Annotated in this window: 15 protein-coding genes; 10 read left to right on the top strand and 5 right to left on the bottom strand. The window is 46.0% G+C overall.

Translation table 11 applies throughout. The features are described 5' to 3' along the window. Positions 1-6: 6 nt before the first annotated feature. Positions 7-921 (bottom strand): ATP phosphoribosyltransferase, encoded by a 915-nt coding sequence (gene hisG / locus FJQ87_RS09290; protein WP_140932400.1) that lies wholly within the window; start codon positions 919-921, stop codon positions 7-9. Positions 922-1,299: 378 nt separating this feature from the next. Between hisG and FJQ87_RS09295 the strand changes: the two genes are divergently transcribed. Then, complete coding sequence (locus tag FJQ87_RS09295; RefSeq protein ID WP_140932401.1) at positions 1,300-3,300, top strand: ATP-dependent DNA helicase; 2,001 nt, start codon at positions 1,300-1,302, stop codon at positions 3,298-3,300. Positions 3,301-3,857: 557 nt separating this feature from the next. Here the strand turns inward: FJQ87_RS09295 and FJQ87_RS09300 are convergent. Further along, positions 3,858-4,967 carry an FUSC family protein gene (locus tag FJQ87_RS09300; RefSeq protein WP_168195169.1) on the bottom strand — a complete coding sequence of 370 codons (1,110 nt, stop codon included), beginning with the start codon at positions 4,965-4,967 and terminating at the stop codon, positions 3,858-3,860. Between the two features lie 234 nt (positions 4,968-5,201). On the opposite strand from FJQ87_RS09300, the gene FJQ87_RS09305 reads away from it, so the two are divergent. The 8 genes from FJQ87_RS09305 (at position 5,202) to rnd (ending at position 15,694) form a co-directional block, all read left to right on the top strand. Then, complete coding sequence (locus FJQ87_RS09305; RefSeq protein ID WP_140932403.1) at positions 5,202-6,695, top strand: DEAD/DEAH box helicase; 1,494 nt, start codon at positions 5,202-5,204, stop codon at positions 6,693-6,695. Between the two features lie 210 nt (positions 6,696-6,905). Further along, positions 6,906-8,768, top strand: a complete 1,863-nt coding sequence (locus FJQ87_RS09310) for a TIGR00341 family protein (RefSeq protein WP_140932404.1) — start codon at positions 6,906-6,908, stop codon at positions 8,766-8,768. A gap of 156 nt (positions 8,769-8,924) precedes the next feature. Continuing rightward, positions 8,925-9,638 carry a tRNA (adenosine(37)-N6)-threonylcarbamoyltransferase complex dimerization subunit type 1 TsaB gene (gene tsaB, locus FJQ87_RS09315; RefSeq protein WP_140932405.1) on the top strand — a complete coding sequence of 238 codons (714 nt, stop codon included), beginning with the start codon at positions 8,925-8,927 and terminating at the stop codon, positions 9,636-9,638. Positions 9,639-9,998: 360 nt separating this feature from the next. Beyond that, the gene (locus FJQ87_RS09320; protein ID WP_140932406.1) at positions 9,999-10,685 is read left to right on the top strand and encodes a M50 family metallopeptidase; all 687 of its coding nucleotides are present in this window, start codon (positions 9,999-10,001) and stop codon (positions 10,683-10,685) included. Between the two features lie 224 nt (positions 10,686-10,909). Further along, positions 10,910-11,722 carry a class I SAM-dependent methyltransferase gene (locus tag FJQ87_RS09325; RefSeq protein WP_140932407.1) on the top strand — a complete coding sequence of 271 codons (813 nt, stop codon included), beginning with the start codon at positions 10,910-10,912 and terminating at the stop codon, positions 11,720-11,722. A 2-nt stretch (positions 11,723-11,724) separates the two neighbouring features. Next, positions 11,725-12,681, top strand: coding sequence for an alpha/beta fold hydrolase (locus FJQ87_RS09330; protein ID WP_140932408.1), 957 nt, complete (start codon positions 11,725-11,727; stop codon positions 12,679-12,681). Positions 12,682-12,838: 157 nt separating this feature from the next. Beyond that, positions 12,839-14,518: a long-chain-fatty-acid--CoA ligase FadD gene (fadD, locus tag FJQ87_RS09335; protein WP_140932409.1), complete on the top strand. Its 1,680-nt coding sequence runs from the start codon at positions 12,839-12,841 to the stop codon at positions 14,516-14,518. Between the two features lie 54 nt (positions 14,519-14,572). Then, positions 14,573-15,694 carry a ribonuclease D gene (gene rnd / locus FJQ87_RS09340; RefSeq protein WP_140932410.1) on the top strand — a complete coding sequence of 374 codons (1,122 nt, stop codon included), beginning with the start codon at positions 14,573-14,575 and terminating at the stop codon, positions 15,692-15,694. A gap of 70 nt (positions 15,695-15,764) precedes the next feature. Here rnd and minE read toward each other — a convergent pair whose 3' ends face one another. The 3 genes from minE to minC are packed head-to-tail and all read right to left on the bottom strand — an operon-like array spanning position 15,765 to position 17,529. Continuing rightward, positions 15,765-16,025 carry a cell division topological specificity factor MinE gene (gene minE, locus FJQ87_RS09345; RefSeq protein ID WP_140932411.1) on the bottom strand — a complete coding sequence of 87 codons (261 nt, stop codon included), beginning with the start codon at positions 16,023-16,025 and terminating at the stop codon, positions 15,765-15,767. 2 nt (positions 16,026-16,027) lie between these two features. Beyond that, positions 16,028-16,837 carry a septum site-determining protein MinD gene (gene minD / locus FJQ87_RS09350; protein ID WP_140932412.1) on the bottom strand — a complete coding sequence of 270 codons (810 nt, stop codon included), beginning with the start codon at positions 16,835-16,837 and terminating at the stop codon, positions 16,028-16,030. A 26-nt stretch (positions 16,838-16,863) separates the two neighbouring features. Then, positions 16,864-17,529 (bottom strand): septum site-determining protein MinC, encoded by a 666-nt coding sequence (gene minC, locus FJQ87_RS09355; protein WP_140932413.1) that lies wholly within the window; start codon positions 17,527-17,529, stop codon positions 16,864-16,866. Positions 17,530-17,664: 135 nt separating this feature from the next. Between minC and FJQ87_RS09360 the strand changes: the two genes are divergently transcribed. Then, positions 17,665-17,946 (top strand): YcgL domain-containing protein, encoded by a 282-nt coding sequence (locus FJQ87_RS09360; RefSeq protein WP_140934057.1) that lies wholly within the window; start codon positions 17,665-17,667, stop codon positions 17,944-17,946. The last annotated feature ends 57 nt before the right edge of the window (positions 17,947-18,003 follow it).

An 18,003-nucleotide genomic window follows, 5' to 3' on the forward strand; every position in this document is an offset into this window, starting at 1 on the left:
CATCATTTACCCCAGCATTTTTTCAATCGGTAGCACTAAGATGGAGCTCGCGCCTAAGGCGGAGAGTTGCTCCATAGTGTCCCAAAACAAATCTTCACTGCTGACCACATGAATCGCGACTTTGCTGCCATCATCATTGAGCGGCAATATGGTGGGGTTTTCTGCGCCTGGCAGCAGGGCAACTATGTCACTGATACTGGCCTTAGGGGCGTGCAGCATTATGTATTTACTTTCGCGGGCGCGGATAACGCCATGAATGCGTGATAGTAAGGTGTTGATTAAGTTTTGTTTGCTGGCTTGCTCAAGACTATCTTGAGCGTTAATGCTGGACTGAATAAGGCAAGCCATGGAGCGATAAATCACCTCTTGCTCGACTAAGCCATTGGCTTCTAACGTCGCCCCAGTTGATACTAGATCGCAAATAGCATCGGCAAGGCCTGCGCGCGGGGCAACTTCAACTGAGCCTTTGAGTAAACAATCTTTGTAACTTACGCCTTGCTCTTTCATAAAGCGGCGCAATAAATTGGGATAAGAGGTGGCTAAGCGTAAACCTTGCAGTGATTCAATCCCTTGGTAGGGAAACTCTTTAGGCAACGCTAGAGCTAAACGGCAACGGCCAAAATCTAGTTGTTTAAGTTTTTGGTATTCTGCGGGTTTGCCTATTAACTGCCGATCTAATTGCTCTTCTTCTAAAACGTTTTCACCTATGATGCCTAAATCCACCACGCCATCCATGATAAGCCCCGGGATGTCATCATCTCTTACTCGCAGAATATCTATGGGCATGTTATCGGCGTGGGCAATCAGGCGCTGTTCATTGATGGTAAATTTAACCCCACATGACTTGAGCAAGGCTTGGGAATCTTTGGCTAAACGGCCAGATTTTTGAATGGCTATTCGTAGTCGCGTTTCTTTGTTCATGATCGTACCTGTACTTTTGTTAGGGTTGATCAGGGACTTAAAACAAAAAACCCCTGAAATTCCTTCCAGGGGTATGAGCTGAGAGCTGGCCGCCAGAAGGATAGAGTCCTTCGGCAGTGAGCGTCCGAAGGCTACCGCTTATGGTGATGATGAAGAGTGTTTATTAATGTCAGCAGCATAGGTTTATCTCGCTCGGTAGTTAGGATGAAGCAATTGCTTGATTTTTAAACTAGCGACAATCCAACACTTGAGCAAGCATCTTTTTTAATGCGTGAGTTTTATTCATCAAGCTGCTGACTTGAATGCTGGTCGATAACAGGCATAATGCTTGCCAATCTCTAGACTTGGCGTTTGTGCCACTATCGTTAAGGTGTCCATTTGCGCCAATCTCTTGTTGAACATACTGCCAAGGTGTTTGTGAATGGCGGCCCGCTTAGCCAGCATATTCGCAATTATGAGTGCCGGCCGCAGCAGCAAATCATGGCGCAAGCTGTGGCGAAATGTTTATCTAGAGGTAAGCATTTACTGATAGAAGCGGGCACAGGTGTGGGTAAAACCTACAGTTATTTAGCGCCGATTTTACTCAGTGGCCAGCGGGTGATTATTAGTACGGGCACTAAAAATCTACAAGAGCAACTGGTCGCTAAAGATTTACCTGCCTTAACCCAAATGCTTAGTTTGCCGCGGGATGTAGCGCTATTAAAAGGTCGCGGCAATTATTTGTGCCAGTGGCAATTAATGGAGCAATTACAAGCATCAAGCTCACTTGACGCGCAGGTGCTTGATGATTTACTGCGAATTCATCAATGGCAAACAAGCAGTCTTGACGGTGATTTAGATAGTTTGCAGTGGGTTTCTGAGCACAGTAAAGCGCGGGACCTAGTGCGCAGCCGCGCAGATGGCTGCCAAGGCCAGCGCTGCGATTACTATCAAGCCTGTTTTACCCGCAAAGCCCGCGCTAAGGCGTGTGAGGCCAAGCTTGTGGTCGTCAATCATCATTTGCTACTCGCTGAACATAAACAAGTGCACTCTGACGTTGAGCCTTGGCTGCCAAATGTTGATGCCATAGTGCTGGATGAAGCCCATCAGTTACCCGATTTATTGGCGCGCCACTTTGCGCGCACGTTTTCCATGGTTAAGTGCCAGCAGCTATTAAACCAATTGGCGTATCTAGGTCAAACGCAGTTAAGTGATACCCGCGCTTTAACCACTTGCGTGCACGCCGCGGCCTTAAGTTTAGCGGCGTGGCAACAATTACTGATTGAGCATTATGCTAACGGCAATAGTGTTAATTGGCGCCATTACTTAGCGAGTCGCGCCATTTGTACGCAGATGGGGCAATTGCAGCAGCAATTAGTCCAACTCACTGAATTATTAACCGCGCTGTTAGTGAATTTCCCCGAGCTTGACGCTTATGTCATTGGCCTTGATGAACTGTGTCTTGATCTTAACGCCTTTATTGAAACTGATGATTCCACCTCGGCGTATGTGGTCGATGGTTTGTCTGGGGCGGCTTATGCCGCTGGATTGGCAACATCTAATAACACTGCCAAAATCAGCTTGCACCAAATCCCGTGGCAATTAGGCCATCAATTTCAGCAACTTTTGACTGAGCAATATGGGGCGGATTGCCGCCTTATCATGACATCGGCCACTTTGCAGATGCATGGCTCGCTCCAAACGTTTGCATCCACCTTAGGTTTTACTGGCAAATATGCCAATCAAGTTGAGCAAGTGGTACTTGATAGTCCATTTGATTATGGGCGCCAAGCCTTATTGTGCGTGCCAAGGCAGCTTTATGATGTCCGCCATCAACAATCAGCGGCGCAGTTAATCAGTATTTGTCAGCAAGCCATTAGTGCTGCCGATGGCCGCACTTTTGTGCTCTTTACCTCGCACGCTATGTTAAATCAGGTGGCGGCGCGCTTGCCAAGTCTTGTGAGTCAACCGGTATTAATTCAAGGGCAGGGCAGTAAATCGGCTTTGCTGGATAAATTTAGGCAGTTGGGCAACGCGGTGTTGCTGGGGAGTTTTAGTTTTTGGGAAGGGGTGGATGTTAAAGGGCGGCAATTAAGCTGCGTGATTATTGATAAATTACCTTTCACGCCGCCAGATGATCCTTTGCTCGCTATGAAGTCCTTGCAATTACAGTTGCAAGGGCAAGATCCCTTTACTCAGTTGGCCGTGCCTTTGGCGGCGATGAAACTAAAGCAAGGGGTAGGGCGCCTGATTCGCGACAGTCGCGATCAGGGGGCGTTGATCTTATGTGACCATCGCATAGTCAATCGCCCTTATGGCGGAGCCTTACTTGCCGCGCTGCCGCCCATGCGGCGCACTCGCGATTTACAGCAAGCCTTAGATTTTTTGCAGAAGATTTAGCTTTCTTGCAGAAGATCTAACTTTCTTGCAAAAAATCTAACCTGATAGTTAATGTCGGCGAGTCTTTGGCGGCGTTTTAGATGCAAAAAGTTGTGTGATATTTATTTTTAGATTTTTTTAGAGATATTTATCGCTTAATTCTGAGCTCTTTGCAGTTGTTTGTGTTGGGTTTGCTGGTTCTGGTAGCGGTTGACTCTGCTGGCTGCGAAACGTTTTTTTCAGATCTCAGTGGCCATCTTGGTGTGATCTCGCGCACTTGTTACATGCTGGTATGGAGATGATAATGGCGTCCTCTGAAGGTGTTCATCCACCTCCCTGCAAGCTGTATCATGGATTGATATGGTATTATTGGTGTTAAGTTAAACCATTTTTTAGGCGACCTAGTGTCGCCATTTTTTTGTTTAGCGCTTGGCGAATCGCACTGAACTAATCACAATGAACTAATCACACTGAACCAATCGCACCTCACGAATCAAAGTGAGCTCATCACCATTAGCCATGCTGAGTGCAGCCTAGTTGCCATTAAGAGCCTTACTTAAATACTGACATTGCTATGGCTAGCTCGCCACAGGATGCTGATACACTAAGGCGAGTTCTGTGGCCAACTTATAAAAGCGCCGCGCGAGTTCCTGATTAAGCCACCAATATCCCGCCAAATTAATATCAATGTCTTGCCCTAAATGCATAGCATTATTGCAATGCAGCAATTCAATATCAGCCTGCTGGATAAGGCCGAGAGTCATAGTTTGCTGCGGGCTGCTACTTGAAAGCGGTATTGCTGCTTGAACTTTTGCTGGCATTGAGCGCGGCAGTTGGCTCGCTAAGGTAAACATCAACTGATTAAGTTGTAACTGCGCTGCGCATGCCGGCGCTAATTGCTGCCATTGAGTTTCAGTTAAGGTTTGCAGGCTATGGAGCATACGTTTATGAGCTTCGGTGATCTTGGCGAAATGCTCGTTTTTTACGCCACTTTCTTTAATGGCGTGGGGCAAGATGCTGATTTGCTTGGTTAGTAGGGTTTTAAGCTCAGCTAACAACACGCTTGCTGCCGCGCTAGTTTGTTGATTGGTGATTTGTTCTAGCTGAGTTTGACGTAACTGGGTATGCGCTAAGTGCGCTTGATAAGCCTTGGCAGCGCTTTGCAAAATTTCGGCATTGAGCACATGAAAATGATGCAATGCCCGAATAGGAAACAACACACGACTGGCAAGCATGGCAAGCAGCGCGCCCCAAATCACATTGAAAGTACGCTGCCAGGCAACGTCTAGATTTCCAGGTCCTGCGGTGGCCACTAAGGTAATAGTTAACGCACATAGCAACATGGCATAACTGTATTTACCGCGGGTAAAGTAAATGCTGGTGGCTAACATCAATAAAAACAGACTGGTGTGGAGCACCATGTCGCTATTAGGCAATAAATACAAAGATAAACCTAAGGCTGCGCCGGACAAGGTACCAATAATCCGCTGCTTGGCTTTACTTAACACTTCACCTAAGTAAGCGACTGAGCCCATCACCATGATAATGGTAATTAATGCCCATACGCCGTGAGGCACTTGGGTGAAGGTTATGATGAGCATGGCAAGTGCTGTGGTAAAGGTTACCCTAAAGGCATGAAACCAGGCTGGATAGCGTAAAATTAGAGGTTCTAAGTTAGGTAACGTCATGAAGAGGCTCATCATTTATCGTGGGTACTGCGTCTATCCAATAGTAGCAATAACTGTTAAACCAAGTGCTATTAAATAAAATGAATCAAAATTTATCCGCGCTTTTTCATTAACAAGAAAATCAACAGAGGAAGCCATGGCGCTATGCTGATATAATCGTTAAGCATTTTGTCATTAGGTCGACATAGGTCGGCATGACTGACTTAATTTTCTTCTTTCTTTTCAGAGATAACCATGTCATTTACACAACTTGGATTAAGCCCAGAAATTACTCGCGCCCTGAGCGAACTTGAATATAGTCAACCGACTGAAATTCAAGCTCGAGCCATTCCAGAGGTGTTAGCCGGTGAACATTTAATCGCGGCAGCCCAAACTGGCACAGGTAAAACGGCGGCGTTTATTCTGCCATTACTCCAAATGTTTAAAGATTTACCGGCGATTAGACCTAAGCGTATCCGCGCCTTGGTATTAACCCCGACCCGTGAATTAGCATTGCAGATAGCCAATAACATCAACCAATACAGCCGCTATTTGTCACTCACCAATTTAGCCATGTATGGCGGCGTAGATTCACTGCCGCAAAAGAAAGCGCTGATTAACGGCGTTGATATTCTGGTGGCAACCCCTGGGCGCTTACTGGACATGTATACTCAGCGCGCTGTGCATTTTGATGAGCTAGAAGTCTTAGTATTAGATGAAGCCGATAGAATGCTGGATATGGGCTTTATTGATGACATCAATCAGATTTTAGATAGATTGCCGCAAAACAGACAAAACCTGCTGTTTTCTGCGACTTTATCTAAGCAAGTGCGTCAATTAGTTAAAACCGTAGTGGCGCATCCCAAAGAGATTGCTATTACTCGTAAACAAGCCAGTAAAGACACCATTGAGCAGTGGTTGATCACGGTTGATAAAGATAAAAAGTCAGCCTTATTAAGCCACATGATCAAAGAAAACGATTGGCAACAAGCGTTAATCTTTATTGAAACTAAGCAAGGCGCGGCCAAGTTAGTGAGCCAGTTAGAAAAGCGTGGCATTTATGCTGAAGCCTTTCATAGCGGCCGCAGTCAAGCCTCGCGCGAGCAAGTATTAGCCGACTTTAGCGCTGGTAAAGTGCCATTTTTGGTGGCGACGGGTATTGCCGCCCGTGGTATTGATATCGCCGAATTATCGCGAGTAGTTAACTATGACTTACCGCATCAAGCCGATGATTATATTCACCGTATTGGCCGCACCGGCCGCGCTGGCTTAAGCGGTGAGGCGATTTCATTTGTCTCTATGGATGATTTTAAGAACCTGTGCAGTATTGAGCGCCGCTTAGAGCAGTTAATTGAGCGCCGTGAAATAGAAGGTTTTGCGCCGCGTAAAGTAGTGCCTGTCTCGGTGCTGAATTTTGAGCCGAAAAATCAGGCGCCGCGCAAACCTAGTGCCAATCAAGAACGCCCAGTGCTGTCTGAATCTAACGGTACTCGCTCTAAAAGAATTACCAAGACCACAGGTCGCCAAGGTAAACCGGTAGCTGCGGCTTCAAGCACGCCTTATGCAAACAGCAATGAGCGTCGCAGTAACCCATGGGCAAGTACTCAGGCTGAAAGCGCTCGTCCTGAGCGAACCCGTTCTGATAAGCCGCGCCCAGCAAAGCCGGCTACGCCATCATCTAGCTCAAGCAATAACAGTGCTGGAATGAACCCATGGCAAGCCGCCAGCGATAAGTTTACTAAAGAGTAAACTTAAGTTTGCGCGACTCGTAATCACAAACACCGCCCTGTAGGCGGTGTTTGTTTTTATAAGGCTTTATGACAATAGGCCAGCTAAGCGCCAATCACATGCCAACAACAGGCTTAAACCATTAATTAACCTCTTGGTAGCATTGTTGCCTCAACAGCCATAACTCTTCATAATGACTTATTAGTTAGCTACTTAATGACGAATATACCTATGTCCGACAGTTTTTTATTGTTTAATGCCGATGACAAACAAGATGTTACTCATAAAGTATTACCTTGCTTTGACATAGATATTTTACCCAAAGCATGGGTTATCGAAGAGCCTGCAGAGTTTCCTCCTGAGAGCCGCGTGTATGCCTATGTTGATGATCAATTGGCACCGAGTATTATTGAGGCGGCCGTGGCTGGTGGCTGGCATTTAGCCATTTTACCGCACCCTAACGCCAATCATGCTCGGCGCGGTTTTTGTTTGCAAAACAATCTTGAAAAAGCCGTCAATGGGGCAAAAGCCGCTAAAGCTAAAAAAGTCGATGTGCTGCGTTGTAACGGTCAAGTGGTGTTAAGTTCTGTGCTGCTCGGGCGCGGTTTTAACTTACGCCCAGGGGGGCAAAGTAGCCTCTGGCAAGAGCGTTTAACTAAGGCGTGGGATAACATTATTCATGTCAATAACTTATTGCCGCAGCGCTTTACCTTTACCACGGCCAATGACAGCAGTTTTACCACAGCAGCCATTGGGGTGGTTGTGGTTGAACACGCCATCGGATCTATGTTGTCGCGTAATATTTTGCCCGACACCCATATTAATGATGGCATGTGTCACGCCATGATTTTAGCCCCCAGAAGCGTGATGGAAATGATTAGCTTTTTTATCACAGCGCCATTTAATCGGGTGATGAAACAACCTGAGTTTCTGGGGTTAGTGAAAACCAAAGCCCTCACAATCACCAATGGCAAAGTAATGAGCTTTGATATTGATGGCCGTAATCAAGAAGCTGAGCAATTGGTATTAGAAACCGATTCGCGCAGCCTTAACTTGTTAGTTGGCGATTCACTGCCCGTATCTGACAGCGCAATTAGCAGTAAAGAGCAACGTAAAATCGACCGCTTGCCCGCTGGTGAAGCAATAATGGCGATGGCTGCGAAACATCTGCCATTAATCGCGCACGCTGCCACCGAAGAATTTAAGGACTTGTATCAACTGCTTCGGGAAAATGCGACGGCGTCCCCAGCGTTTTTAACCTTAATGGTGCTTTCAACCTTACTTGCCACCATAGGTTTGTATGCGAGCTCTGCCCCTGTGATTATTGGCGCTATGATTTTAGCGCCCTTGATGGCGCCGATTATTTCATTGGCCATGGCGCTCACTCGCCAAGATACCAACCTTTTAACCGGGAGCTTAAAAACCTTAGGCACAGGCTTAGTGATGGCGCTTGGCTTTTCGAGCTTTGCCTGTTTTATTATGCCGATGGAAGTGATTACCCCTGAAATTGCCGCCCGTTTAAGTCCGAATTTATTAGATTTGGGGGTGGCAGTAATATCAGGTATAGCTGGGGCTTATGCGCACGCACGCATAGATGCCGCCAAAAGCTTAGCTGGGGTTGCCATTGCTGTGGCCTTAGTACCGCCACTGGCGGTTACTGGTATTGGTCTTGGTTGGCTTGACCTGCATGTTGCTTGGGGTGCGTTGCTGTTATTTTTAACCAACTTAGCGGGTATTGTGTTTGCAGCGGCCATTACCTTCCTCGCCTTAGGTTTTGCGCCTTTTACGCGCGCTAAGAAAGGCTTGGGCGTCGCCTTGATTGCCGTGGCTGTGGTCAGTATTCCATTGGTGTTCAGTTTTATGCGTTTATCTGAAGAAGCGCGCATAGTCACCAGCTTAGAAGGGGAAAGTGTTGGTGATGTGACGCTGCGCCATATTAAAGCGCGCGCGGGCAATCCGGTGGAATTGTCACTGCAACTGGTCTCGCCTGAGGCATTAACCAGTAGCGATATTGATGCCATTAAAGACGTGATTGAGACCCAGCTTAAGCGTGACGTTACCCTAGAAGCGCAGATCATAGTGCGTCGCCAATAACATCAATTTGCCGCTTTTATTATTGTTAACTCGTTAAATACAGGTTTTCGCAAGTGCTTAACCTAGCAAAAGGCTGCAAGCGCTGCCGCGCCTCATAGTTTGATGATATGATTGCAGTATACCGGGTGATGATGCCCAAGACGGATGTTGAGATACATGACTAGACTTTTTTCTGCTTTACCACCAAAAACTATTCTTGCGCTAGATACTTGTACCGAAGGATGCTCGGCGGCATTACTGATTAACGGTCAGCGTATAGCACGTTTTGCTGATGCTCCAAGAGAACATAGCCAGCGGTTATTACCTATGGTGGATGAATTATTGGTTGAAGCTGGCATTCGATTGGCGGACGTTGACGTGATTGCCTATGGCCGCGGCCCTGGCAGTTTTACCGGTATTCGTATTTGTACCAGCATGACCCAAGGCTTAGCTTTAGGGGCTGACTTACCTGTAGTAGGTATTTCTACCCTGCAGACCATGGCGCAGCAAGCCATTGAAAAAAATGGTGGCACTCATGCGCTGGTGGCTATTGATGCCAGAATGAATGAAGTGTATTGGGCTGAATTCGTGGCTGAAAATGGTGTTGCCGTATTAATGGGCACTGAGCAAGTGAGCGCGCCAGAGATGGTGACTTTAACTGCGGCTATTGAAGACACCCAAGTGTGCGGTACAGGTTTTAGCGCCTATCCACAGTTAAGCGAGCGTTTTGGCGTACCGGCAGAAACTGGGGTGTTATTTCCTGAAGCTCAATATATGTTGCCACTAGCCCTTAAGGCTTGCGAGCAAGGGTTAGCAACCAGCGTCGATGATTTAGCGCCTGTGTATTTACGCGATACAGTGGCGTGGAAAAAGTTGCCTGGGCGCGAATAATTAATTTCAGTCATAGCCAGCCATACTTGCCAGTGAGGCATAGCTAGTGAGGCATAGTTAGTGGCGCTAAGTAAGTGGTGCTAAATAAGTGGCGCGTTAAGGAGGATTGAATCATGTTATCGCTTCAATCCTTATTTTACATAGGTCAGGCGCGCCGCGTTAGCTTATTGACCGCCACAGCTTTAGCCCATTTTATCCATTTTCCTATACCTGCTATATCCCCAATATCCCTTGTATCCACTTTGTTCACTTTAGGCTTAATATCCTGCCGCCATCTAATATTTGATGTCCGTTCAACTGTTTTGTGTCCGCTTAGTTCACACTTAGGATCAGCAGACTCTTTACTCGGACTTGACCTCAATGGCTATTAGTGTGGTGCCTAAATACGCTGTAGTGTCACGCGGCCGCTTTTTAGTGGAATTAGGCGTTGCATTATTGCTGGCCAGATTACCTATTATCGGCGTGCCATTTAACTGGTTAGAAAGTTATTTTCATGAATTGTCACACGCCTTAATGACAGTGCTAACCGGCGGGCAGGTGAGTCATATTCAATTATTTGTTAATGGCGCGGGCTTTTGTTTTAGCCACGGCGGCGCCCCGATATTAATTGGACTCAGCGGTTATCTTGGCGCCTCGTTATGGGGGTTGCTACTGTATCAACTGACCTTATGGCCTAAAGGCATTCGTTGGTGTTATAGCCTAATGTCGCTATTAGTGATTGGCAGCGCAGTATTATGGGCGCGTGATAGTCTCACTTGGCTTATTTTAGTGCTCTTAGCTGGACTGTTTATTTTACCCAGTCGCTTTGCCAATGCGGCGTGGTTATTAATGAAACTGCGCATTATCGCGTTAGTGGTGATGCTAAACGCCATTTTAAGCCCGCTAGTATTGTTGCAATACGATGGTCAAGGAGATGGTCAGCTGTTAGCAAGTCTTACTTGGGTGCCAGCCATAGTGTGGGTGTGTTTGTGGATTAGCGTGAGTATCGCCGCTGTCTATTGGTGTTGGCGGCGAATTGGGGCATTTAGGGGGAAAGGCTCAGCCTAAACCTACGCCTAAACCCTAAACCAAAACCCTCTCGCAACGCTTGCAAGGCAAAGCCTTGTTTATTAGCGCCCATCAGCAAGTCCATTTGTAGTTAGCTACATACATGCTATGCACTAAATATGGCGAACAAATACCGCGCTTGGGATTTGCAAAATGTTTGCAAATTCGTGCGGGCTTGTTAGTTTAGTGGCGGTTAATTCATCTTTTCTACACAGGACGTGCTCATGAAATTGCTTAAGACTTTAATTGCCGCCACCTTGGCGTTAACCTTGTTCCCCGCGAGTGCCAATGATGCCATTAATGCGGCTGTGAGTAGTGACTTTAGGCAAGAGGCTAACGCTGCCCGTGATGGCGCGCGCCATCCTGCGCAGACCTTAAGTTTCTTTGACATTTCACCTGAGATGACAGTGATTGAACTCTGGCCTGGGGCGAGTGTGTGGTACGCCGAAATATTAGGGCCACTATTGGCGCAAAAGGGTCAATATATTGCGGCGAACTTTAATACTCAAGGTACAGCCAATAACAAAAGTGAGGAGTTTTATCAGCAAGCGGGTAAAAAAGTTGAGCAATGGCTTAGCGACAATAGTGCTACTTTAGGTAAGGCGAAAACTGTCACCCTGCAACCCCCTGTGATTGAACTTGGCGCCGATAATAGTGCTGATAGAGTGCTGACTTTTAGAAATTTACATAATTGGCAAATGGATCAGCAGTTAGATGCCGTATTCGCCGCTGTGGCCAAAGTGCTTAAACCCCAAGGGATTTTTGGGGTGGTTGAGCACAGAGCTAACCCTGGCATGTCAATTGACACTGGCTATATGCTGCAAGATGAGGTTATCGCCTTAGCGGCAAAACATGGTTTAGTGTTAGTGGCCGCCAGTGAAATAAACGCCAACCCTAAAGATACTAAAGATACTAAAGATTATCCTAAAGGGGTGTGGACCTTACCGCCGCGCTTAGCCTTGGGCGAGCAAGATAAAGATAAGTACCTTGCCATAGGTGAAAGCGACCGCATGACTTTAAAATTCGTTAAAAAATAACTATGTCGATACCTATCTGGCGAGCATCTGCTCGCCTGCATCCAGATGAAGTAAGTTTAACTCTGCCACATATCACACTTGCCGGCTGTTATTGGCGCGGTAAATCTGGCCCAGAGTTGAGTGTTGCCGCACTTGGGCAAGAGTGCGCTCAAACCAATATGAAGGGCGAGGTGCTGCTCATTGCCTTACATGGCTGGTTAGATAATGCCCATAGCTTTTATCCGTTAGCTCAGTATTTAGATGACTATCCAATCCTTGCCATCGATTGGCCAGGGCATGGCTTATCGCAGCATAGAAGCCTGGGCTATCCTTTGCACTTTTTTGATTATCTTTATGATCTTGCAAAGGTTATTGAGCATTGCCGCCATCAATTTACCCATATTGTGGTCATGGGGCATTCTCTTGGTGCCATGATAGCGAGCACCTATGGCGCGGCGCAAACAGACACTCTAGATGCCGCCATTTTACTTGAAGGTTTGCTGCCCATGGCAGAATCTAGTCAGCATGCCAAGGCGCGTTTACAACAGAGCTTATCTGCCCATCAAAGTGTCACTAAACCCATAGGTTATCAAAGTATTGAGTCAATGGCGGCCGCGCGCAGCAAGCTTACTGGTCTGTCCAGTAAATGGAGTCATCTGTTGGTGACAAGAAATGCGGTAGAATGCGCAGGAAAATTTTATTGGCGCACCGATCCACGCTTAAAGCGGGATTCCCCATGGCGCATGACGATAGAGCAACGCGAGCAGATTTTAGCCAACACTGAGTTACCTATGCTTTTAGTGCAAGCCGAGCAAGGGTATCACCAACTGAATGCGCAATTAGCCGAGGCTAAGCGCTGGTTTCCGCTGTTGGAGTCATCTTGTTTGCCAGGCTGTCATCATTTTCATATGTCTGCTGCTGAACTTGTGGCGCAAAAAATTAGTGATTTCATCCGCCAACATTTTGAAACCCCTCACTAATGTTTGAGGGCTAGGCAGCTTGTTAAATTTGTGTGATGATGATCAACATTAAAACGACTGTATGATTTTACCGTCGTCATAATAACAAATAGCACTCGGTGGATCTCAAGGCGCCTAGTAACGCCTCTCACCGACGATTGATTAGGAGATACATTTAGTGAACCAACCTTGGATTCATCATTTACCGGCCGATGTGCCTGCGAATATTAACCCTGAAGTGTATAGCTCTCTGGTCGATATGTTTGAAAAATCAGTTCACACTTATGCTGATCAAAGCGCCTATGTGAATATGGGCGCCAATTTAACCTACCGTAAGTTAGAAGAGCGTAGTCGCGCCTTTGCCGCTTATTTACAAAATGAGCTAAAGCTTGAAAAGGGCGATCGCGTGGCGATTATGATGCCCAACTTGCTGCAATATCCGATAGCCTTGTTTGGTGTGCTGCGCGCAGGTCTAGTGGTTGTCAACGTTAATCCACTGTACACGCCACGTGAGCTTAAGCATCAGTTAATCGATTCTGGCGCTAAGGCCATAGTGGTGGTTTCTAACTTTGCCCGCACTCTTGAAGAAGTGGTTGATGAAACTCCAGTAAAGAGCGTCATCATTACTGGTCTTGGGGATTTATTAAGCCCACCTAAACGCACCTTAGTGAATTTTGTCGTCAAATACATTAAGAAATTAGTCCCTAAGTATTCGCTGCCGCACGCGATTTCAATGCGCCAAGCGCTCACTAAAGGTCGCCGGATGCAGTATGTTAAGCCTGTACTTGGCCTTACCGATCTCGCCTTGCTGCAATATACAGGTGGCACTACCGGTGTCTCTAAAGGCGCTATGCTGACCCATGGCAACGTGGTGGCTAACGTGTTGCAAGCCGATGGCGCCTATTCACCAGCATTAAAAGATGGCGAAGAGACAGTGGTTACTGCCTTGCCGCTTTATCATATTTTCGCGTTTACCGTAAATGCCATGCTGTTTTTAAAGAAAGGCGCGAACAATGTGCTGATCACCAATCCGCGTGATATTCCTGCTTTTATTGACGATCTTGAGTCGCACCCATTTACTGCCTTAACCGGGGTCAATACCTTGTTTAATGCCTTAGTGAATAATCCTAAGTTTGCTGAACTAGATTTTAGTAAACTGAAATTATCCATAGGTGGCGGTATGGCTGTGCAGCGCGCTGTCGCTGATAAATGGCAAAACATTACTAAAACCCGATTACTTGAAGGTTATGGCTTAACTGAAGCCTCACCATTAGTGACTTGCTGTCCTTATAATCTTGATGGTTATAACGGCTCCATTGGTTTCCCAGCGCCTTCAACTGATATTCAAATTCGCAGTGAAGAAGGGCAAGTATTGCCACAAGGCGAGCGCGGCGAATTGTATGTCAAAGGCCCGCAAGTGATGCAAGGTTACTGGCAGCGCCCAGAAGAAACGGCAGAAGTCATCGGCAGTGATGGTTATTTAGCCACAGGCGACATAGGTTACATGGATGAAAAAGGTTTCTTCTTTATCGTCGATCGCAAAAAGGACATGATTTTAGTGTCTGGCTTCAACGTTTTCCCCAATGAAGTGGAAGATGTGGTGGCCATGCATCCTAAAGTGCTAGAAGTCGCCGCAGTTGGCGTTCCTCATGATGTTAGCGGCGAATTAGTGAAAATATTTGTGGTCGCTAAAGATAAATCGCTGACCGAAGATGAAATCATCAAGCATTGTCGCCATCTTTTAACGGGATATAAGATCCCTAAGCTGGTAGAATTTAGGGATGAATTGCCTAAGACCAATGTGGGTAAGATCTTACGGCGACAGCTTCGTGATGAAGTGCAGCCTAAGGCTCACTAGATTGGCAAAACCGGCAATAGCCGGTTTTTTCTTTTCCGCTAACAGGAGTGTGTTTTGTTAGATTATTTGTATATCAGTGACCAAGTCAGTATCGATGCTTTAGTGGCACAATATCGTCATGCCCCATTACTGGTACTAGACACTGAATTTGTTCGCACCCGAACCTATTATGCCAAGCTGGGTCTCATTCAGGCCTATGATGGTAAGACGTTAGCGTTAATTGACCCGATTGCCGTGCCAGATTTATCGGGCTTCTGGGCGTTATTGCAAGACACTAACATAGTGAAATTAGTGCATTCATGCAGTGAAGATCTAGAAGTGTTTGCCCATTATGGCCAGTGCCAACCGGCGCCATTATTTGATAGCCAATTAGCCGCCGCGTTAAACGGTATGGGCCATGGACTTGGCTACGCTAAGTTAGTGCAATCTTGCTTAGGGGTTGAGCTTGATAAAGGTGAGTCGCGTACCGATTGGTTAAAGCGTCCCCTCAGTCAGGCACAATTACAATATGCCGCCAATGATGTGTATTACTTATATCAGTTGTATCCGCAATTATTGGCGGAATTGAATAGTAAACAGCGACTTGACTGGTTATTTGAAGAAGGCCAGCGCTTAACCCAAGGGCGATTAACGCCAACGGATCCGCAATTAGCCTATCTTAAAGTCAAGAATGCCTTTCAGCTGAGTAGTGAAGAGTTGGCGGTATTGCGTGACTTAGCCGCTTGGCGTTTACATCGCGCCATTGAGCGTGATTTAGCCTTAGGCTTTGTGGTGAAAGATCATGTGCTCTTAGCCTTGGCTAAACGTCAGCCGAAAACGCTGGAAAGCTTATTAAGAATGTCTGAGCTGACTGACCATGAAAAGCGTGTCTTAGGGCAAGGGTTAGTCAATATCATCAATAAGGTCGATTTTAGCGATTGCCCTGAGCCGATTGATATTCTAGCGCTGCAATCTGGCTATAAACCTGCATTTAAAGCCATTAAGACTGAGTTGCTGCAAGTGTGCGAGGCGCATCAAGTGCCAGAGGAGTTACTGGCCTCAAAGCGTCATATTCATGAATATTTAGCCTGGATTTGGCATCATAAGCAATTGGCTGAGCCTTTGCTGCTGCAAGGCTGGCGCGCGCAATTATGCGCTGAGAGCTTGCAACAAGTGAAAGTACAGTTTATTCGCTAAGTGCTTGATACTTGGCTGCTAAGTTTGAAGTAAACTGGCATAAAAAAAGGCGCATTAAGCGCCTTTTTTATTAGTTTTTATCGGGCAAGGTGACGTTTAACTCTAATACTGAGAGGTTTTCGTCATTTTGATCTAACTGAAAACTGACTTGCTCGTCAGAGATAGTGATGTATTTACGAATAACATCGATAATCTCTTGCTTCATTTGTGGGAAATAATCTGGCATACCACGATCTGAACGTTGGTGGGCCACGATAATTTGCAGTCTCTCCTTGGCGGTTACCGCGGTATTCGCCTTTTTACTGCTTTTGAAGTAATCGAGTAATGACATAGTTAGCTACCAAATATACGTTTCAAGAAGCTTTTCTTGGCTTCAGTGACAAATCTAAGCGGGATATCTTGGCCAAGTAAGCGGTTAATAGTGTCGGCATAGGCCATGCCAGCATCACTTTGATCATCCATGATGACAGGCACGCCAGAGTTTGATGCTTTTAAAACCGCTTGCGACTCCGGAATCACTCCCAGTAACTCGATGGCCAGAATTTCTTCAACATCTGACACACTGAGCATTTCGCCTAATGCCACTCGGCTTGGCGAATAGCGGGTTAATAGCAGGTACTCTTTAATCGGCTCTAAGTTTTGCTCAGCGCGGCGTGATTTACTTTGCAGCATGCCTAAGATGCGATCAGAATCGCGCACTGAACTCACTTCTGGGTTAGTAGTGACAATGGCAATATCGGCATAATACAGGGCCATCATGGCGCCATTTTCAATGCCAGCAGGAGAATCACAGATGATGTAATCAAAATCTTGCGATAATGCATCTAATACCTTACCGACGCCTTCTTTGGTTAAGGCTTCTTTATCACGAGTTTGCGATGCCGGTAAAATAAACAACTTGTCACAACGCTTATCTTTAATGAGCGCTTGATTAAGATTCGATTCGCCATTGATAACGTTAACGAAGTCGTAAACCACTCGACGTTCACATCCCATGATCAGATCAAGATTTCGTAAACCGATATCAAAATCAATAACAACGGTTTTATGCCCAGCGAGAGCTAGTCCTGTGCCAATCGCTGCGCTGGAAGTGGTTTTGCCCACCCCACCTTTGCCGGATGTGACAACAATAATTTGTGCCATGTATTTATCCTTTATTTGCCTGCGTCCTACACAGGTATTGATTCAACTATCAGTGATTCGCCATCAAGACGAATACAACCGCTTTTAATATCGCTGTACTGCTGCAAGTTTTCTGATAACCAATATTGCCCAGCAATAGAAACTAATTCAGCTTGTAGATCATGGGCGAGAATAATGGCATGGCGATCGCCATTGGCGCCTGCCATTGCCTTGCCTCGCAAGCTGCCATAAATATGGATATTGCCATCAGCAATGACTTCAGCCCCATTACCGACAGCGCCAAAGACAATTAAATCGCCGTCTTTGGCATAAATTTGTTGGCCAGAACGAACATTCTGTCTGACTATTTTGGTGGTTCTTGGCGGTGGCGGTGGGCAAAATGCATCTTTACCGGCTTTAACTACCGCCACACCTAAATCTTTAGCTTCTAGATTATGGTTATTAGAAGCTGCACTTATACCAACGATAATAAAATCATGCGCCCGAATAACGTTAAATAAACTGCTTAAGTCGAGGGCATGAGCCAATGGGTGACTTAAATTAACTATGATGGGCGCTTGCGCAAAAAACTGCGGAGCTTGAGCCACTTTAGCCGTTAATTCATCGGCTAATTGATTCAAGTCACTGCTATTTATATAGAGCACCGAAAAAGTGAAAGTCGAGCCTTTTAATTCCAGGCTAGGTGTCGGCATCAAGATCGATTGCTCCCAAAAAACATTAGCTAGGCTAAATTTCTAGCCTTGCATTATAGCTTTATCATTATGATGTCATGTTATAGTGTGGGCCTTAGCCTGACAAGGTTTGTTAAACTGGAATTTAATGAAAATATGCTCTGTGCCGTATATAAAAGCAGCCGTAAGGCCGATAGCTATCTCTTTGTAAAAAAAAGGGATGATTTCAGCGATGTTCCCGCTGAATTAATGACAATGTTTGGAACTGCTAAATTAGTCATGGTCATGTCACTTGATAAACGCGATCATTTGGGGATGGCTGATATTCATAAGGTTAGAGAGCAGTTAACTAGCAAAGGATATTATTTACAGTTACCGCCGCCACCAGTTGATTTACTTAAAGAATACAAGCAAGGCCTAGCGCCAGCGAGTGACTAATAAAAGCGAGTATCTCGACTAGAATTGGTTAAAGGTACTCATGTTGATAACAAGGAT

It is taken from the genome of Shewanella sp. SNU WT4 (genome assembly GCF_006494715.1).
GTDB lineage: Bacteria > Pseudomonadota > Gammaproteobacteria > Enterobacterales > Shewanellaceae > Shewanella.

Excerpts from the sequence above, each read along its gene's own strand:
- hisG (WP_140932400.1), bottom strand. The coding sequence starts at position 921 with ATGAACAAAGAAACGCGACTACGAATAGCCATTCAAAAATCTGGCCGT.
- FJQ87_RS09300 (WP_168195169.1), bottom strand. The coding sequence starts at position 4,967 with ATGACGTTACCTAACTTAGAACCTCTAATTTTACGCTATCCAGCCTGG.
- FJQ87_RS09305 (WP_140932403.1), top strand. The coding sequence starts at position 5,202 with ATGTCATTTACACAACTTGGATTAAGCCCAGAAATTACTCGCGCCCTG.
- FJQ87_RS09310 (WP_140932404.1), top strand. The coding sequence starts at position 6,906 with ATGTCCGACAGTTTTTTATTGTTTAATGCCGATGACAAACAAGATGTT.
- tsaB (WP_140932405.1), top strand. The coding sequence starts at position 8,925 with ATGACTAGACTTTTTTCTGCTTTACCACCAAAAACTATTCTTGCGCTA.
- FJQ87_RS09320 (WP_140932406.1), top strand. The coding sequence starts at position 9,999 with ATGGCTATTAGTGTGGTGCCTAAATACGCTGTAGTGTCACGCGGCCGC.
- FJQ87_RS09325 (WP_140932407.1), top strand. The coding sequence starts at position 10,910 with ATGAAATTGCTTAAGACTTTAATTGCCGCCACCTTGGCGTTAACCTTG.
- FJQ87_RS09330 (WP_140932408.1), top strand. The coding sequence starts at position 11,725 with ATGTCGATACCTATCTGGCGAGCATCTGCTCGCCTGCATCCAGATGAA.
- minE (WP_140932411.1), bottom strand. The coding sequence starts at position 16,025 with ATGTCATTACTCGATTACTTCAAAAGCAGTAAAAAGGCGAATACCGCG.
- minD (WP_140932412.1), bottom strand. The coding sequence starts at position 16,837 with ATGGCACAAATTATTGTTGTCACATCCGGCAAAGGTGGGGTGGGCAAA.
- minC (WP_140932413.1), bottom strand. The coding sequence starts at position 17,529 with ATGCCGACACCTAGCCTGGAATTAAAAGGCTCGACTTTCACTTTTTCG.
- FJQ87_RS09360 (WP_140934057.1), top strand. The coding sequence starts at position 17,665 with ATGCTCTGTGCCGTATATAAAAGCAGCCGTAAGGCCGATAGCTATCTC.